The organism is Sulfitobacter litoralis (genome assembly GCF_900103185.1).
Classification (GTDB): Bacteria; Pseudomonadota; Alphaproteobacteria; order Rhodobacterales; family Rhodobacteraceae; genus Sulfitobacter; species Sulfitobacter litoralis.
The window spans coordinates 146,483-163,976 of sequence record NZ_FNJD01000005.1 but is presented as its reverse complement, the minus strand read 5'-3'; the positions used below and the strand labels follow the sequence as shown (position 1 = coordinate 163,976).

The following is a 17,494-nucleotide window of genomic DNA, read 5'->3' as shown; positions in this document are numbered from 1 at the left end:
TTCGCGCGAACATAGCTCCTCGTGGGGCAAAGTCACAGACCCAATGGACCGGTCAGTCGTTCCTCGCTGAGCAGCACGTTTGCCTCGACTGCACCCGCCCCCGGCAACGTCATAATCCTGCGTCGCAGAACCCGTTCAAAGTCTGCCAGATCACGCGCGACGACCCGCAAGCGATAGTCATAAAGCCCCAAGACGTGCTCCACGGTTTGCACCTCGGGAATGGCGCTGACCGCGCGTTCGAAATCCTCAAGGCTCACACGGCCTTTGGTGGCAAGCTTGACGCCAAGAAAGACGGTCACGCCAAACCCCAAGGCTTCGCGGTTCAATCTCAGCCGCTTGCCGCGCAGAATGCCTGCCTCCTCCAACCGTTTGATCCGCCGCCATGTGGCAGGCTGCGACAGGCCCAGATGGCGGCCCAAGGCCCCCGCACTTTGGGTCGCATCCCGTGCAAGCGATCGGATCAGCCGGTGGTCTACCTCATCCAGCGAAATCATAGCGGCAAAGCCTCGTCTGACTTGATCCGCGCCACATGCATAAGCGCCTCGATATCCGCGATATGCGGCAGGGTCAGAATACCCGCGCGGTAAATCTGCTGGTAATGCGCCATATCCCGCGCAATCACCGATAAGCGTACATCAACCCGTCCCAGAAAGGTCTGGATCTCGATCACCTCTGGCAGCTTTCGCGCCTCGTCAAGAAAGCGGTCAAAGGCGTTGCCCTGCGTCTTGTCCAGCGTGATCCGCAAAGACACCTCGACAGTATATCCCAAGGCTGCCCAGTCCACGACAGCCGCCACCCCTTGCACGACACCTGCCTCCTGCATGCGCACGATACGGCGCGATACCTTGCCCGCCGTCAGCCCTGTCAGGTCCGCCAATTCCGCCGGTGTCAGCCCCGCATCCGCCTGCCAATGGCGTAGAATGCGACGATCCATGTCATCAAGCATGATTTTTCCATTTTTTAAACTTAACGCGCATTACCATCTTCATTTTGCCAAATAAACTCACAATCCGGCAATGGCATCTCGCATCAGCTTCGATATGGTCACCTCAGATTTTAACTAACCCGAAAGGACGCCCCAATGCGCGTTTATTACGACCGTGACTGCGACGTAAACCTGATCAAGGACAAGAAAGTCGCCATCCTCGGCTATGGCTCCCAAGGCCACGCCCACGCGCTGAACCTGCGTGACTCCGGTGCGAAAAACCTCGTCGTAGCTCTGCGCGAAGGGTCCGCGTCGAAAGCCAAAGCCGAAGGCGAAGGCCTGAAAGTTATGGAGATTGCCGAAGCCGCAGCCTGGGCTGACGTCATCATGTTCACCATGCCCGACGAATTGCAGGCCGAAACCTACAAGAAATACGTTCACGACAACATCCGCGAAGGCGCCGCCATCGCATTCGCCCACGGCCTGAACGTTCACTTCGGCCTGATCGAGCCCAAAGAAGGCATCGACGTCATCATGATGGCCCCTAAAGGCCCCGGTCACACCGTGCGCGGTGAATACACCAAAGGCGGCGGCGTGCCTTGCCTCGTTGCAGTAGACACCGACGCCACCGGCAAAGCGCTGGAAATCGGCCTGTCCTACTGCTCTGCCATCGGTGGCGGTCGGTCCGGCATCATCGAAACCAACTTCCGCGAAGAATGCGAAACCGACCTGTTCGGCGAACAGGCTGTTCTGTGCGGCGGCATCGTTGAGCTGATCCGCATGGGCTTTGAAACACTGGTCGAAGCCGGCTACGAGCCCGAAATGGCGTATTTCGAATGCTTGCATGAAACCAAGCTGATCGTGGACCTGATCTATGAAGGCGGCATCGCCAACATGGATTACTCGATCTCGAATACCGCGGAATACGGCCAATATGTCTCCGGCCCGCGCATCCTGCCCTACGACGAGACCAAAGCCCGCATGAAAGCCGTGCTGAGCGATATCCAGTCGGGCAAGTTCGTACGCGACTTTATGCTGGAGAACTCGGTTGGTCAGCCCACGCTGAAATCCTCGCGTCGCGCCAATGACGAGCACCAGATCGAAGTCGTCGGCGGCAAGCTGCGCGAAATGATGCCTTGGATCTCTGCTGGCAAAATGGTCGACAAATCCAAGAACTAATCGCTTCTTAAGCGACATGAAAAGGCCCGGTCTCGCACCGGGCCTTTTCTTCTGACGAGCCGACTGTCACAGATTGGGCGCTGTTCGTTGACCAAGGAAACCGCATGTCAGATGTGCCCACCATCACCAAATCCAGCTGGCTGCTGATCCTGCTTCTGGCTTTCATCTGGGGCGGCACATTTCTGGTGACGGAAATCGCGCTGACTGAAATGCCCCCGTTTTGGATCGCCGCCACCCGTGTGGGGCTCGCCGCCACTGTGATGATCCCGATCTGGGGCCTACGCGGGTTCCGCCTGTTTACCACGCCTCCGACCCGCGCAGACCTCGCCGCAGTGATCTTCATTGGGGCCGCCAGCTCTGCGGTGCCGTTCAGCTTGCTCGCTTGGGGACAGCAATACGTGACGTCGGGGTTTGCGGGGGTCACGATGGCCGCAACCGCCCTAATCATCCTTCCGTTGGCCCATTTCTTTGTCCCGGGTGAAGCAATGAGCCCGCGCAAGGCAATCGGGTTTTCATTAGGGTTTCTCGGCGTCGTCATCCTGATCGGTGCGCAGGCTTTTGAAAGCACAGGCACCGCGCTTGAAACCCAAGGGCGACTGGCCTGCTTGGCCGCGGCGGGATGCTACGCCACAAGCTCTATCATCATGCGCCGCCTGCCCGCGATCGACGCCATCGGGCTCGCCACGATCCTGCTGATCATCGCCACTTTCATTACCATCCCGATGGCCCTGACTATCGAGGGGCTGCCGCCCCGCCCGTCGCCCCCGATCCTCGCTGCGCTGGCGTTTCTGGGGCTCCTCCCCACCGCCGCTGCGAACTTCCTACGCGTCGTGGTCATACGCAGCGCGGGACCGGTCTTCATGTCACTGGTGAACTACCAAGTCCCTGTCTGGTCCGTCTGCCTCGGCGCGCTTGTGCTGAACGAACCGCTGCCACCCTCGCTGCTTTATGCGATGGTTCTGATCCTTGCGGGCGTCGCACTCAGCCAATACGGAGCCTTCCGCCGCCTGCTGACGCGCGCGCGTCCCTGATTTCCAAATGGCCTAAAATCCTCGCCGAAGGCATCCCGCAGACGCCCACGATGTAACACCAGCAAAAGCAGAGCCCAGGCCGCCAAGCAGGTTTCCCCGCCAGCGGCCTCGCTCTCAACTCAAGGTGCGACAGCTGCCGTTACAGCATCCACGACGGAATCGACTGCCCGCTTCATCAGCCCTGCATCCTCATGCTCGGCCATGACACGAACCAGCGGCTCGGTGCCGGATTTGCGGATCAGCAAACGCCCCTGACCGGCCAGATCTGCCTCGGCCTGTGCGATGGCCCCTTGCACCTGAGCGTCTTCTAGCGGCACCTGACCGGCAGAAAACCTTACGTTTTTAAGGAGTTGCGGCACGGGTTCAAAGTTATTCAGCAACTCGGACGAGGTCTTTTCCGACCGGATCATCTCTGCCAGAAACTGCAGCCCTGCCATCAGCCCGTCGCCGGTGGTAGCGTGGTCAGTCATGACAATGTGTCCCGACTGTTCGCCGCCCAGATTGAACCCGCCTTCACGCATACGCTCGACGACATAGCGATCCCCGACCGAGGTCCGCTCGAGCCGCAGCCCCTTGCCTTGCAGAAAGTGTTCAAGGCCAAGGTTGCTCATCACGGTGGCGACCAAGGCATTATTGGCCAGCCGGTCTTCGGCCGCCCATCGGGACGCCATGAGAGCCATGAATTGATCCCCGTCACCGACCTTGCCAGTCTCGTCGATCAGGATCACGCGGTCCGCGTCACCGTCCAGACAAATGCCCACATGGGCACGGTGCTCCACCACCGCCGCTGCAGCGCGTTCGGGGTGGGTTGATCCACAATTCTCGTTGATGTTGAAGCCGTTCGGCGAGACGCCGATCTCGATCACCTCAGCCCCCAGTTCCCACAGGGTTTCGGGCGCGACGCGGTGCGCGGCCCCGTTCGCGCAGTCGATTACAACCTTTAAGCCGTCCAGACGCATCTGGCGTGGAAACGAGGATTTGACCCGCTCTACATACCGGAAACGTCCATCGTCGATCCGTTTAGCACGGCCGATTTTGTCGGCAGGGTTCATCTCTACGCCACCCGCGATCAGGGCTTCGATCTCTGCCTCTACTGCATCGCTCAGCTTGAACCCGTCGGGGCCGAAAAACTTGATACCATTATCCGTCGCCGGATTGTGACTGGCCGAAATCATGACCCCTAGATCGGCCCGCATGGACCGCGTCAGCAGCCCCACAGCCGGCGTCGGCACCGGCCCCAACAAAAGAACGTTCATCCCCGAGGATGTCAGCCCGGCCGTCAGCGCGTTTTCAAACATATAGCCCGACAGGCGTGTGTCCTTGCCGATAACAACGCGGCGCACCCCGTCGCGGCCTGCGCTGAAATAGCGCCCGACAGCGGCCCCGATTTTTAATGCGACCTCGGCTGTCATCGGGTAAACATTTGCCCGTCCGCGAATACCGTCAGTTCCAAATAACTTTGTCATAAAATGCTCCCAAAATATGCGGCATGCCACAAAGCAACCGCCTGGCGGGTGTCGTCGACGTCATGCACACGGATCATTTGCACACCCTGCCCCAATCCTGCAAGCGCCACGGCGATTGACCCCGGCGCGCGGTCCTGCGCTTGCGGCGCATTGCCGATCGTTCCGATGAACCGTTTGCGCGATACCCCCAGCAGGATTGGCGTCCCCAGAGCGTGAAACAGGCTCAGCCGCGCCAAAAGCGCCAGATTGTGCTCTTGGGTTTTGCCAAACCCGATGCCCGGGTCTGCCAGAATGGCACTGCGGGGGATGCCCGACGCCTCCAGCACGGCGATCTGCCGTTCCAGCGCGTCGTAGACATCCAGCAGCACATTGTCATAGCGCGGGTCCAGATGCATCGTCGCTGGGTCGCCCTGGGCGTGCATGACACAGACCGGCAGCCCGAGCGTCTGGCAAAGGGGGCCAAGCGCGGGATCAAAGGTAAACCCCGATACATCATTCACGAGATTGGCACCGGCGCTAACCGCAGCTTCGGCCACAGCTGACTTGCGCGTGTCGATGGAGATCGGCGTGCGCAGCCCTGCGCCCCGCAACGCGGCGATAACGGGCGCTGTGCGCGTTATCTCTTCGGATACGGGCACGAAATCGGCACCGGGGCGCGTAGATTCGCCACCAATATCCAAAATATCAGCACCTGCTGTCACCATCGCCTGCCCTGCTCGGACCGCGTCAGGCACGGCAGCATGCTGGCCACCGTCAGAAAAGCTATCGGGTGTGGTGTTCAGAATACCCATGATACGAGGGCGGTCCAGCGACAGACTGGCGATCTCGGTACGGGCTGCGGTCAGCCGGGCCAAGACGCTTGCAGGAATGTTGGCCGCGGGCACGACGCGGGACGACGCGCTGCGGGACAGAACCTCTGCATGGGTGAACCAGCCCCACCCCCCCGCAAGCGGCACCGCAGCATCAGGCCGCGCAGGGCCAATCTGGACGAGAGGTCTGAAATAGTCGGTCATTGCTCACAACCTGTCTTGGTCCACAGCAACGGCGCGCAACGGCACCGACGCTTTGGCGGGCAAACTGGCCCCGATCACCAGCATCTCTGTCGCGTCAAAACTGGCGGCAAACCATGCAGCCAGTGCCACGGCATCGCGTGGCTGTACGGACGGGGTATCGACGCTGTCCAACACGATCTTTGACGGAGCCCACACACTGGTTTGCCCGTTCTTCATCGCCCAATCGAGCTCTGTCCGGGTGGCGACAACGACGCAGCGGTCATCCTTTGACGCCAGCACCCAAGCGTTTTGCTCAATCGCCAGCAAATCAATGCGGCGCTGCGCCATCTTATGTGCAAGCTGCGGCGCAGTGGCATCTGACGCCCCGACGCACAGGATCAGGGGGCGCCCCATCTGATGCAATTGATCCAGCCAGCCCGCCAAGAAGGGCGACGCGATAGCTTCGTTGCTTAGATAAACCAGTTCTGGATGCGGGACCTCTTGCGCGTCGGGCTGACTGCCAGGTGCATCATCCCGCGCACGCACGATTTCAACGCCCAAAGCACCAGGGCCACGGTCCAGCTTTTCAATACGGACAAAAACCCGCATCGCTTGTCGCTCCAGCAAGATACGATCCGCGACCCGTTCGGCCAAGGTTTCAAGCAGGTTCAGCCGTTCGTCTGAAAGCTCGTAGGCGATGGCCTCGGTCACGCGGTCATAGGACAGAATGCGATCCACGTCGTCATCTACAGGGCCGGTCAACGGCTGGACTTCTACGACGATATTAAAACAGATGCGTTGTGTGACACCGCGTTCGGCCTGAAAGGCCCCGATCTCGACCGCAACAATATGATCGCGCAGGGAAATCCGGTCTAGTGGTTCAGGCCCCGCCGTCGCTGCCGCTCGTTCTGATGGGTGCGCAAAGGCAAGCCGCGTGTCACTCGTCATAGGATCTGGCCTCTGCTTGTCTCACCTGCACACGATCCTAGACCGTTCGCCCGGATGTACCAAAGCCAGACACGGCTGACCAGCCATCAAAGGCGACAGAAAAGCCGCTTAGTTGGACGCGGTCTGGACACCATCACGGTAGAACATATGCACGCCGATCTTGGTGGTGCGCGTAAACACGCGGGACCAACGGGGGCTTACGGCTGTGGTGTGATAGTAGGTGGCACCGCCGGTCAACGAAGGTGCCTTGCCATCCAGAACGGCGCGCGCGACTTTTCCAACTTGCGAATAGGCGCGCGGCTCGGCGATCACTTCGGCGTTGCCGTCACAGGTGTAGGTAAACTGGCACTGGTATTTGCGGCCCGTCCCTTGGTTGATCACACTGCACAGCGATCCGGGAAACTGCGAAGACTTCACGCGGTTCATAATGACTTCGGCCACAGCGAACTGACCTTTGACTGTCTCGCCACGCGCTTCGAAGTAAAGCGCTTCTGCAAGGCAGCGCCATTGCTCCCCGCCGGACGCTTTGGGCTGCTCGGACAACCACGCGCGGGTAAATTCAACATCGCTGGCAGCGTTGGCGGATGCGATCATGCTTTCCAGACGTTCCGACCCGACAGACCTCAGCCCTTTGGCCTCGATGTCAGCCAGTGCTTTGGCCTGTTGCGGGCTAGCGGAGGCCACAGCAGGAGTAAGCAAAGACAGCGCCAACAGAGCGCAGGAGGAGATTTTCTGAAAAGAACGCATTGAGCGCCTCGCAAGTAGTTTCGGACAGCGCCGCGTACCCAAGATGGTCACGGGCGTAAACCCTGCTGAAACCGGTTGCGCGGGAACCCGCGGACAGACCCTATATATAGGCGAGTAGACGCCAAGAACTACTTTATCTTGTCTGCGATTGCCAATTGCGCCGCGGCGAGTCTGGCAACCGGAACACGAAAAGGTGAGCAAGAAACATAATCGAATCCCGCTGCGCGGCAAAAATCTATCGATTCGGGGTTGCCGCCGTGCTCTCCGCAGATCGATAGCGTAATCCCAGGTTGTGCTGCCCGCCCCCGCGCGGCCCCCAGCTGAAGCAGCTCTCCGACGCCGTCACGATCTAGCATGTGGAACGGATCTTCGGGGAAGACGCCCTGCTGAACGTAGGTCGACATGAACCGTCCCGCGTCATCGCGGCTAAGCCCGTAGGTCATTTGCGTCAGATCGTTCGTCCCGAAACTGAGGAACGAACAGTGGGGCGAAATCTCTCCGGCGCGCAGCGCGGCACGTGGCGTTTCGACCATCACCCCCAGCCGGTAGGTGAAGGTAGCGCCGCGTTCGGATTTCACCGCCATTGCGATCTTGTCGACGCTGGCCTTGATCAGCTCCACCTCGCGCTTGGCCGACACGAGCGGGATCATAATCTCGGGCACGACAGGTTCGCCGTCGCGACTGGCTTCGATCGTGGCCTCAAAGATCGCGCGGGCCTGCATCTCGTAGATTTCGGGCACAGTCACGCCAAGACGCACGCCGCGTAGGCCAAGCATCGGATTGTATTCTGTCATCGCCTCGATCCGGCGGGTCACATCCGACAGCGGCAAATCCAAGGCTTCGGCCAGATCGCGTTGGCCGGTACGGCTTGTGGGCAGGAATTCGTGCAAGGGGGGATCGAACAGACGGATACAGACCGGCTGCCCCTGCATGATGCGGAACAGCTGGATGAAATCCTCGCGTTGCATCGGCAAAAGGCGTTCCAGCACCGCACGACGGCCTTCGCTGGTGTCGGCAAAAATCATCTCGCGCATTACCGTAAGGCGGCTGGGGTCAAAGAACATATGCTCTGTCCGGCAAAGCCCGATCCCCTGCGCATCGAAATTCCGTGCGGTCTGCGCGTCGGCGGGTGTGTCGGCATTGGCACGAATACCGATGTCCGCTGCGTCCTTGGCCCAGGACATGAGCTTTTGAAAGGTCGCGTCCAGCAGCGGCTCTAGCATGTCCGCAGCCCCACAAAGCACCTCGCCCGAGGTGCCATCGAGCGTAATTTCGTCACCCGCCTTGAACATCCGCCCGTCCGAGGCCGTGATCAACCCTTTGACCAGATCAAACCGCATAGAGGATGCGCCAACAACGCACGGCAGGCCCATGCCGCGCCCGATCACCGCCGCGTGGCTGGTGATGCCGCCGCGTTCGGTCAACACGGCTTGGGCCGCATGCATCCCGCGAATATCCTCGGGCGAGGTTTCGCGGCGCACCAGAATACATTTTTCGCCGCGTGCGGCGCTGGCTTGGGCGTCATTGGCGTTGAATACGATCTTGCCCGTGGCAGCGCCGGGGCTGGCAGCAATGCCGCGCCCGATCACGTCGCGTTTCACGCGGGGGTCAACCTGTCGGTGCAACAGCTCTGTCAGCGTGCGGGGCTGGACGCGCATCAGCGCCTCTTCGCGCGGGATAATCCCTTCGTCCGCCAGCGCCACGGCAATCCGCACCGCCGCCCGTGACGACCGCGATACGCGCACCCCGTCGAGGATAAAGAGCTCTCCGTCCGAGATGACGAATTCCACCTGCATTTCAGCGCGCAGCCGCACCCGCATCAGCGCGGCGTGCTGTTTGAGCATCTCGAACGCTTCGGGGGCGTGTTCCTCAAGCGATGGCCCGCGTGGATCACGCGTTAGATACAGCGCATCGGCCGTGTCCTGCAACGCGTCGCGCCCCTGCGACTGGCTCAGGTAGCGTCCGGTGATCTGTGGCAGGCCGGTGGTGCTGTCGACCAGCTGCAACACGCCCGACCCGCAGATGCCGGTGCCCACACCGAACACCATCTCTTGCACGATCAGACCAAGCCCCGCATCCGCTGGCGCGCCTTTGGCCTGTCGCAGCAGCCGCGCCGAGGTGCCTTCCCACGCCCGCGCCATCGAACTGAGCACGGCGGTCAGTTGCGTCACGCGGTCTTGGGGGAAGCTTTCTTCGGTCTCAAGCTCGTAGGCGCGTAAGGATTGCAGCAGCGCCTCGCGCCCGTCCCCTTCGACGTCGTCGAACATATCGGGGTCCAGCCGTGCCACATTGACGGCATAGGATTGGACAAAACGAGTATACAGAGCCGATGCGGGCCCCTCGCCCATGCGTTCGCAATAATAGGCATAACGCGCGTCGTTCATGCCGATGTTCATCACCGCCCCCGGCCCGCCCCAGTCGGGGTCCTGGCTAGAGGGGCGCACGCACAGCAGCGCGTCTTGGGGGAATTCATCAGCGACCGCTTGCAGATCGGGGATCTGCCCCTGCGCGATCTCGAGCACGACATCAAAGGGCAGCGCCACGGTGCGCGGCACCGGCAGATCAAGACGGACCAGACGCTGCAAACATTTCGCCCGCCCCCCATGCGTATCATTCGCGATGGGGGCCGTCTGGGTCACAAGGGTTGTCATGGCGATTTTCTGCACTGCGGCACCTTTTGGTTCCTGCGCAGCATAGGCTTTCACCGTGGTCTGGCAAGGCGTGATCGCCTTGCCATCGTGTCGGGTCTGCTGCGTTACCCGTCGATCTTCGTTAGATCCGCAACCGAGCTACAGATCGTGCGGATACGGCTGAGCAGGTTCAAACGATTGCGCCGGATCGTCGCGTTGTCAGAGTTCACCTGCACCGCATCAAAGAACGCATCAATCGGCCCACGCAAGGATGCCATCGCGGACATGGCCGTGCCAAAGTCCTGAGCCTCCATCGCCGGTTTGATCTGCGCCTCTGCGGTATCAAGGGCGGCAAACAGGGCGCGCTCTTCTTCCGTCTCGGCAAACTTGATATCCGCCCCGAAGGAGTATTCCACCCCATCCGCATCCTCGGCCTGGCTGAGAATATTGTTGGCGCGCTTGAACCCCTGAATCAGGTTTTCCCCGTCGTCGGTTTTCAGCGTCTCGCTCAGCGCCTTGGCGCGTTTGACCAGCAGGGTCAGGTCGTCGTTGCCCTCCATCGCAATGCAGGCGTCGATGATGTCATGACGGACGCCTTGGTCTTTAAGGTAGACCTTGAGGCGGTCGTGGAGGAAGGAGAGGAGATTATTTGACCAGTTTCTTGGTGTGCTAAGCACGTATTCAGCGAATTCAAAGTCAATTTCGGCCATACTGCTGCCAGATACAAAGCCGACACAATTACCGAAGTCATCAAAAGCAATCGGATCTCGATAGTCAGGACCGAAAGCCAATTTACCACCATCCTTTGGCGGTAGAACAATATGATACCCTGACGTCTGAAATACTGAGACTGCAGCATCAAACCAATGTTCAAAAATAGGGGACAGCGGCAACCTGACGCTGCCATCAACCAAAATCCGAATAACCCCCAACGCCGCGCGACGCAGCGCAAACGGGTCTTTGCTCCCGGTCGGTTTTTCGTCAATCGCCCAGAAGCCTGTCAACTTGTCGATTTTTTCGGCCAGCGCCACGGCGATGGACACGGGTGCGGTTGGCACGTCATCGGATGGGCCAAGCGGCGCATAGTGGTCTTGGGCGGCGGCGGCGATGGCGTCGGATTTGCCGGCGGCTTTGGCATAGTAGCTGCCCATAAGCCCTTGAAGTTCGGGGAATTCATAGACCATTTCGGACGATAGATCGGCCTTGGCAAAGCGTGCGGCGGCGCGGGCTTCATCGGCATCGGCCCCGACCATCGGGGCGAGTTCCCCAGCCAGTGCTTCCATGCGCGAGATCAGCTCGGCCTGTGTGCCTAGCTTGTTGTGGAAGGTCACATTGGACAGGCGGTCCACCCAGGTCTGCATCCCGGCCTCCGATTGCGCGATGCGCAGATCGTTTTCCCAGAAGAACTTGGCGTCCGACAGACGTGCGGAGAGCACTTTTTCGTTCCCCGCCAGAATGGTCGCGCCACCATCGGCGGTGGTGCGGTTGGCCACGGTGACAAAGCGTTCGATGCGGCCCGTCTTGGGGTTGCGCACGGAAAAGAACTTCTGGTGCTCTTTCATCGAGGTTTGCAGCACCTCCGGTGGCAGGCCAAGGAAATCTTCGCCAATCTGCCCCATTAGCACGACGGGATATTCCACCAGCCCTGCGACCTCGGCCAAAAGCCCCGCATCCTCGACGACCTCAAGCCCGTTGGCAAAGGCCATATTGGTCGCGTCGTTCCAGATCGTATCGCGCCGCTCTGCGGGGTCGAGCACGACAAAGGCGCGTTTCAGCTTGGCGCTGTAATCTTCAAAGTTGCTGACGGTGATCGTATCGGGTGCCAGAAACCGGTGCCCGCGCGTGGTGTCGCCAGCGGTGATCCCGTCGACGGTCAGGGGCACAACCTGCGCGCCGTCTTCGGCAGAAAGGATGCACAGGATCGAATGCAGCGGACGCACCCACCGCAACGTGCCACTGCCCCACCGCATGGATTTTGGCCATGGGAAATTGCGAATAGTGGTTTCCAGCACTTCTGCCACGATCTCGGCTGCGGGGCGGCCCGGCTTCCGGATCAAGGCGAAGAGGATCTTGCCCTTGGGGGTGTCGCGCTCTTCCAACTGGTCACGGGTCAGGCCCGCGCCGCGCAAAAACCCTTCGATGGCTTTTTCAGGCGCGTCGGCCTTGGGGCCTTTGCGTTCCTCGACCAGCGACGGGCTGGCGTCCAGCATCCCCTCGATCGTCAGCGTCAGGCGCCGGGGTGTCGAAAAGGCGGCGGCAGAGGCATAGGTCAGACCCGCATCCACCAAACCGTTCGTCACCAGTTTCTTAAGATCATCCGCCGCACGCGCCTGCATACGGGCGGGAATTTCTTCCGAGAAAAGCTCTATCAGGAGGTCGGGCATGGGTTCGTACCTTTCGGGGCCGCGTGTCGCTTGGGTGCGGTTAATTATGTGTCGCGCAAACAGCGCTTATGTCAAAGGGCCGGTGATCCGCGTGAGGGTCAATCGGCAGGGCGTTCCGGGCAGGCTTCGCCCACCACGGTGCCGTCATAGGATTTGTCGCCACAGTCGTTCAGTTCGTGCCAGACATAGCCGCGCCCGTCCGAGGTGATCGCGACGATGCGGTCCACGCCGTAATTAATGTTCTTCTGGCCCAGAAAGGTCAGCGCGGTGCCTTCCTCTATCTCTGCGGCAATGGCTTTGGCGTCGAAGCAATGAAACCACCCCGGCGCGTTGCGCGGCGTGATTTCGTCGCTGACGACATAAGTCTCGGTCAGCATCGCGAGGCTCAGCGAGGTTTCAAAACACGCGCGATAGCGGATGGGTGAGCTGTCGGCGTCGATGGCGCGAAAATTATCGGTCAAGATCGGCTCGGAGGTGTTCGAATTGACCGACACCAGCAACACGCCTTCGTCCGGCGCGTCGACCTCGTGATAATATCCGTAGACCTGCAAATAATAAAGCGCGAGACCTGCAATGGCTGCTGCAACCAAGATGACGCCTCCTACGATCTTACCGTTCATGCCGCATCTTCCGACCAGCCGCCGGCCCGTGTCTGAACAAACGCGTCAGCGCAGGCTTTGGCAAGGGTACGCACGCGTCCGATATAGGCCTGACGCTCTGTCACCGAAATAACGCCGCGCGCATCCAGCAGGTTAAAGATGTGGCTGGCCTTGATGCATTGGTCATAGCCGGGGTGCGCCATGACGATGCGCTTGCCGGTTTTGGGGTCAAGCGCATCATGCGCAAGGATCGCCTTGCACTCGTTTTCAGCCTCGACAAAGTGGTCCAGCAGCACGTCGGTGTTGGCGACATCAAAGTTCCAGCGGGCGTATTCTTCTTCGGTCTGCTTGAACACATCGCCATAGGTCAGCGGGATCGGCGCGTTAGGGCTGTTGAACGGCATGTCCATCACGTGATCGACCCCCAGAACATACATCGCCAGACGCTCAAGCCCGTAGGTCAGCTCTCCCGATACAGGATGACAGTCGTGACCGCCGACCTGCTGGAAATAGGTGAACTGCGACACTTCCATGCCGTCGCACCAGACTTCCCAGCCCAGACCCCACGCGCCCAATGTCGGGCTTTCCCAGTCGTCTTCGACAAAGCGGATGTCATGCAGCGCCATGTCGATCCCGATTGCCTCGAGCGAGCCAAGGTACAGCTCTTGCAAATTGGGCGGGCTGGGTTTGATCAGCGCCTGAAACTGATAGTAGTGCTGCAAACGGTTGGGGTTTTCACCATATCGCCCATCGGTCGGACGACGCGACGGCTGCACATAAGCTGCGGCCCATGGGTTGGTGCCAAGCGCGCGCAGGGTCGTCGCCGGGTGGAACGTGCCTGCGCCGACTTCCATGTCGTAGGGTTGCAGAATCGCACAGCCCTGTCGCGCCCAATAGGACTGTAGGGCGAGGATGATTTCCTGAAATGAACGGGGGCGCTGGACCGGGTCGGACATAAGATTTTGCCTTTGCTGCTGCGCGCCTTTCCTAAGGCGCTGTCGCGGTCGGGTCAATTGGCAGCTTTGTGATGATTTGCGCTGTCTCAAGCATGGTATTTTGCGCGCGTTCCTGCTTATCTACTGCAAGTTTAAATCCTTGAGAGCACCCATACCTATGACGCGACTGTTTGCGGCCCTGATCACCGCCTTGTTTATCGCCCCGTTCGCCTTTGCACAGTCTGCCGATGATGTGGTTTGGATACAGGTAGAAGCCCAGCCTAATCTGGCAGCGGCGACCGAGCGTGCGCGTGCCTACAGCGCAAGCCTTGAGGATGTGAACGGATTTGCCTTGGGAAGCGGCTGGTATGGAATCGCGGTTGGTCCCTACGTGCGCGACGATGCAGAACTCCTGCTGCGCCGCTACCGTCAGGACGGGGTGATTCCGCGCGACAGCTTCATTCAGCTCTCTGATAAATTCCAACAGCAATTCTGGCCCGTCGGTGCGAATGTCCTGAACATTCCGCTGATCTCTCCGATTGAGCCCGCCGCCCCGAACGAGACGCAGACGGACCAAGAGATCACACAGACCACCCTGCCCCCCGCCGGCGAAGCGCTGGACCTAGAAGAAGCCCTCGCTGCAGAGGCCGAGACCACGCAGGTGCCCGTCCTACCAGAGCCACCCAAGGACGAAACTTTGTCAGAGGCTCGCGCCAATGAGCGTGATCTGGATAGCGACGCCCGCGAACAGCTACAGATCGCGCTGAAGTGGGCCGGCTTTTATAATGCCGCGATTGACGGTGCCTTCGGGCGGGGCACCCGCGGGTCTATGGCCGATTGGCAAGAGGCCAACGGCTATGACGCGACTGGCGTGCTGACCACTTTGCAACGGGCGGCTCTGCTAGGCCAATATAATGCCGTGCTAGAAGGGCTGGGGTTGCAGACCGTGCGCAACACCGAAGCTGGCATCGAAATGGTGATGCCAACCAAGGTGGTCACCTTTGACCGGTTCGAGCCCCCCTTTGCCCATTACAACGGCACCGGCGACATTGATGCGCGGGTTCTGCTGATCAGTCAGGCTGGCGATCAGGACACCCTCTTTGGTTTGTATGACATCATGCAAACCCTTGAAATCGTGCCCGAAGAAGGCCCACGTGACCGTAAATCCAACAGCTTTGAACTGATCGGCGAAGACGGGCGTATCGTCAGCCAGACGCAGGTGTCGCTCGAGAATGGCGAGATCAAAGGCTTTACCCTGATCTGGCCCGCCGGTGACGAAGACCGCCGTCGCCGCGTGATCACCGAGATGACGAAATCCTTTACCCGCCTGTCTGGCACGTTGGATGCGACTGCAGGGTCTGGTGATCGTCAGGCTGTTGACCTTGTTTCCGGTCTGCAAATTAGGTCGCCAAAGATCTCGCGCTCCGGCTTCTTCATTGACGGGCGGGGGACGGTGGCGACGACCTCTGAGGCCGTTCAAAGCTGTGGCCGCCTGACGTTGGACGACGAGACAGAGCTTGAGGTGTTGATCGATGATACGGCCAGCGGCATCAGCTTATTGAAACCCCGCGTCGCACTTTCACCGCTGGATGTGGCCAAGTTCAACACTGTACCACCGCGGTTGCAGTCTGAAATTGCTGTTGCCGGCTTCCCCTATGAGGGCGTGCTTGGCTCTGCCACCGTAACCTACGGCACGCTGGCCGATGTGCGCGGGCTACAGGGCGAGGAGAACATCGCCCGCCTCGCGCTTTCTGCCCGCAGTGGCGACGCAGGCGGCCCGATCCTTGATAGCGACGGACGCGTGCTGGGGATGCTGCTGCCCCGTGCGGATGGCGCACGCGAACTGCCCGAAGATGTCGCTTTTGCCGTAGAAGCCAAGGTCATTGCGGACCTCGCGCAAAAAGCTGGGGTCAGCGTGGACACAACCGTTGCCAGCACCGCGATCAAGCCGCACGACCTGCGCGAAAAAGCCAAGGGCATGACCGTTCTGGTCAGCTGCTGGGAATAAAGAAAACCCCGGCCCCCGGCGTTATGCCGGAGACCGGGGCCAAGCTGCAATCGCTGCCTTAGACGCAAAGACAGATCAGACCGCGGTTTGCGGCGTCAGATAGATCAACGTCGGACGATCTGCCCTGAAGGCTTTGGCCAGAACCTCGGGCAGCTCTGCCAATGATTTTGGGGCGACAGCATTCGCGCCGTAGGCCTCTGCCAGTTTACAAAAATCGGGATTGTGGGCGATCACGGCATTCGGCGCGATCTGCGCACGGGTCATGATGTCTTCGATCTCGCCCAATTTGCCGTTGTCCCAAAGGATGATGGGCAATGGCAGGCCCAGCTCTACCGCTGCGCCAAGTTCCTGCACCGTGTATTGAAAACCGTAGTCGCCGATGATCGCCAGTGTCGGCAGCCCGGGTCGTCCGATGGCCCCGCCAATCGCCGCAGGCGTGGCATAGCCCAAGGTGCCAAAGCCGTAGGGGTGGTGCCAGTGGCCGGGGCGGTCCATCTCCCATACTTCGGTTGCGGCATAGGCGAATTGCGTCATGTCGGAATAGACCATCGTACCCTCGGGCGTGGCGGCCTTAACGGCGTCAACCACGGCGAGGATGCCCGGACGCTCCATATCCACCTCGGAACGCCAGCGCTTGCACCACTTAGCGACCTCGGCGGCAGTCCACCCTTTTGCGGTCCCGGTTGCGGGCAAGGCGGCATCCAGCGCGGACATCACCTGCGCCGTATCCCCAAGGATTACAAAGCCCGCCGCCTGCGGGTCGGCCAGAACGGAAGGATCAATATCAATCCGTACCAGTTCGCCCGAGTGTCCCAATTCAGGGCGCCACATATCCACCTCTGCCAGCTCGGTGCCGACTGCGATCACCAGATCTGCCTGCGCGATCACATCCACGCTGCTTTCCCGCGCAAGGCAGGCCCCGAAGTGCAATGGTGCGTCAGGCGATACGATGCCGCGACCCGCATAGGTGGTCATGCTCGCTGCCTGCCAGCGGGCCAGTAGCGCGTCGGTGTTCTGCACGCCTACAGCGCCGCCGCCAAAAATGAACAACGGCTTTTGCGCGGCCTGCAGCTTTTGCGCCAGCGCTTTGATTTGGGCGGGATCGCCGGCGGGTCGTGTTGCGCTGACCGACATAGGCTTTGCGGGCGCGGCTTCGGCCTCCAGCAGGTGGATCGGCACAGAGATGTGTTTGGATCGCGCCCGAGCGGAGGCGAATTCGGTCAAGGCACGGTCGATCAATTGGTACGCCGCAGGCGCGGTCAACGCCACCTCGGACCAGTCGCAGACGGTTTCAGCCGCGGCGCGCTGGTCTTTCATCTGGTGCAACTGCCCCTTACGTGCCGCCGTCTCGTCCAGACACGAGGACAGCACCAGCACCGGCACGGAATCGCTATAGGCCTGCCCCATTGGCGTCATCACGTTGCACAGACCCGGACCGGTAATAACGTACGCGACCCCAGGCTTGCCCGTCGCACGGGCATAGCCGTCGGCCATAAAGCCGGCTCCCTGTTCGTGCCGTGCAAGAACATGGGTCAGCCCTGCCTCTTCGATGCCGCGATACATTTCTTGGTTGTGCACGCCGGGGATGCCAAAGATTACCTCTACCCCGCGGGCCTTGAGCATATGAGAAATCTGGGCCCCCAAGGGACG

At 60.5% G+C, this 17,494-nt stretch carries 14 protein-coding genes; 3 read left to right on the top strand and 11 right to left on the bottom strand.

Translation table 11 applies throughout. The features are described from left to right. Positions 1–32 precede the first annotated feature (32 nt). Both BLQ98_RS06415 and BLQ98_RS06410 read right to left on the bottom strand, forming a co-directional pair. On the bottom strand, positions 33–494 hold the full coding sequence (locus BLQ98_RS06415) for an Lrp/AsnC family transcriptional regulator (RefSeq protein ID WP_093732507.1): 462 nt from the start codon (positions 492–494) through the stop codon (positions 33–35). Then, on the bottom strand, positions 491–946 hold the full coding sequence (locus tag BLQ98_RS06410) for an Lrp/AsnC family transcriptional regulator (RefSeq protein WP_093732506.1): 456 nt from the start codon (positions 944–946) through the stop codon (positions 491–493). Before BLQ98_RS06410 ends, BLQ98_RS06415 begins: the two co-directional genes overlap by 4 nt. 135 nt (positions 947–1,081) lie before the next feature. On the opposite strand from BLQ98_RS06410, the gene ilvC reads away from it, so the two are divergent. Together ilvC and BLQ98_RS06400 are read left to right on the top strand one after the other, a co-directional pair. Further along, the gene (gene ilvC, locus BLQ98_RS06405; protein ID WP_093732505.1) at positions 1,082–2,104 is read left to right on the top strand and encodes a ketol-acid reductoisomerase; all 1,023 of its coding nucleotides are present in this window, start codon (positions 1,082–1,084) and stop codon (positions 2,102–2,104) included. Between the two features lie 104 nt (positions 2,105–2,208). Next, a complete protein-coding gene (locus BLQ98_RS06400) occupies positions 2,209–3,135 on the top strand; it encodes a DMT family transporter (protein WP_093732504.1) in 927 nt (308 codons plus the stop codon). 119 nt (positions 3,136–3,254) lie between these two features. Here the strand turns inward: BLQ98_RS06400 and glmM are convergent, their stop codons facing one another. The 8 genes from glmM to BLQ98_RS06360 all read right to left on the bottom strand — a co-directional run bounded on the left by glmM (position 3,255) and on the right by BLQ98_RS06360 (position 13,857). After that, a complete protein-coding gene (glmM, locus tag BLQ98_RS06395) occupies positions 3,255–4,601 on the bottom strand; it encodes a phosphoglucosamine mutase (RefSeq protein ID WP_093732503.1) in 1,347 nt (448 codons plus the stop codon). Continuing rightward, positions 4,598–5,614, bottom strand: coding sequence for a dihydropteroate synthase (gene folP / locus BLQ98_RS06390; RefSeq protein ID WP_093732502.1), 1,017 nt, complete (start codon positions 5,612–5,614; stop codon positions 4,598–4,600). The genes glmM and folP overlap by 4 nt, the downstream gene beginning before the upstream one ends. 3 nt (positions 5,615–5,617) lie before the next feature. Further along, complete coding sequence (locus BLQ98_RS06385) at positions 5,618–6,541, bottom strand: dihydroneopterin aldolase (protein WP_093732501.1); 924 nt, start codon at positions 6,539–6,541, stop codon at positions 5,618–5,620. 108 nt (positions 6,542–6,649) lie between these two features. Continuing rightward, positions 6,650–7,288: a cell wall hydrolase gene (locus tag BLQ98_RS06380; RefSeq protein WP_093732500.1), complete on the bottom strand. Its 639-nt coding sequence runs from the start codon at positions 7,286–7,288 to the stop codon at positions 6,650–6,652. A 128-nt stretch (positions 7,289–7,416) separates the two neighbouring features. Beyond that, on the bottom strand, positions 7,417–9,939 hold the full coding sequence (locus BLQ98_RS06375; RefSeq protein ID WP_208596025.1) for a putative PEP-binding protein: 2,523 nt from the start codon (positions 9,937–9,939) through the stop codon (positions 7,417–7,419). A 104-nt stretch (positions 9,940–10,043) separates the two neighbouring features. Continuing rightward, the gene (gene glyS, locus BLQ98_RS06370; RefSeq protein WP_093732498.1) at positions 10,044–12,302 is read right to left on the bottom strand and encodes a glycine--tRNA ligase subunit beta; all 2,259 of its coding nucleotides are present in this window, start codon (positions 12,300–12,302) and stop codon (positions 10,044–10,046) included. Positions 12,303–12,400: 98 nt separating this feature from the next. After that, positions 12,401–12,922 carry a DUF6446 family protein gene (locus BLQ98_RS06365; RefSeq protein ID WP_093732497.1) on the bottom strand — a complete coding sequence of 174 codons (522 nt, stop codon included), beginning with the start codon at positions 12,920–12,922 and terminating at the stop codon, positions 12,401–12,403. Beyond that, the gene (locus BLQ98_RS06360; RefSeq protein ID WP_093732496.1) at positions 12,919–13,857 is read right to left on the bottom strand and encodes a glycine--tRNA ligase subunit alpha; all 939 of its coding nucleotides are present in this window, start codon (positions 13,855–13,857) and stop codon (positions 12,919–12,921) included. Before BLQ98_RS06360 ends, BLQ98_RS06365 begins: the two co-directional genes overlap by 4 nt. 157 nt (positions 13,858–14,014) lie before the next feature. Between BLQ98_RS06360 and BLQ98_RS06355 the strand changes: the two genes are divergently transcribed. After that, positions 14,015–15,844, top strand: coding sequence for a serine protease (locus tag BLQ98_RS06355; RefSeq protein WP_093732495.1), 1,830 nt, complete (start codon positions 14,015–14,017; stop codon positions 15,842–15,844). 75 nt (positions 15,845–15,919) lie between these two features. Here BLQ98_RS06355 and BLQ98_RS06350 read toward each other — a convergent pair whose 3' ends face one another. Next, entirely contained in the window at positions 15,920–17,467 is a 1,548-nt protein-coding gene (locus BLQ98_RS06350; protein ID WP_244148381.1) for a 5-guanidino-2-oxopentanoate decarboxylase, read from the bottom strand. Positions 17,468–17,494 lie beyond the last annotated feature (27 nt).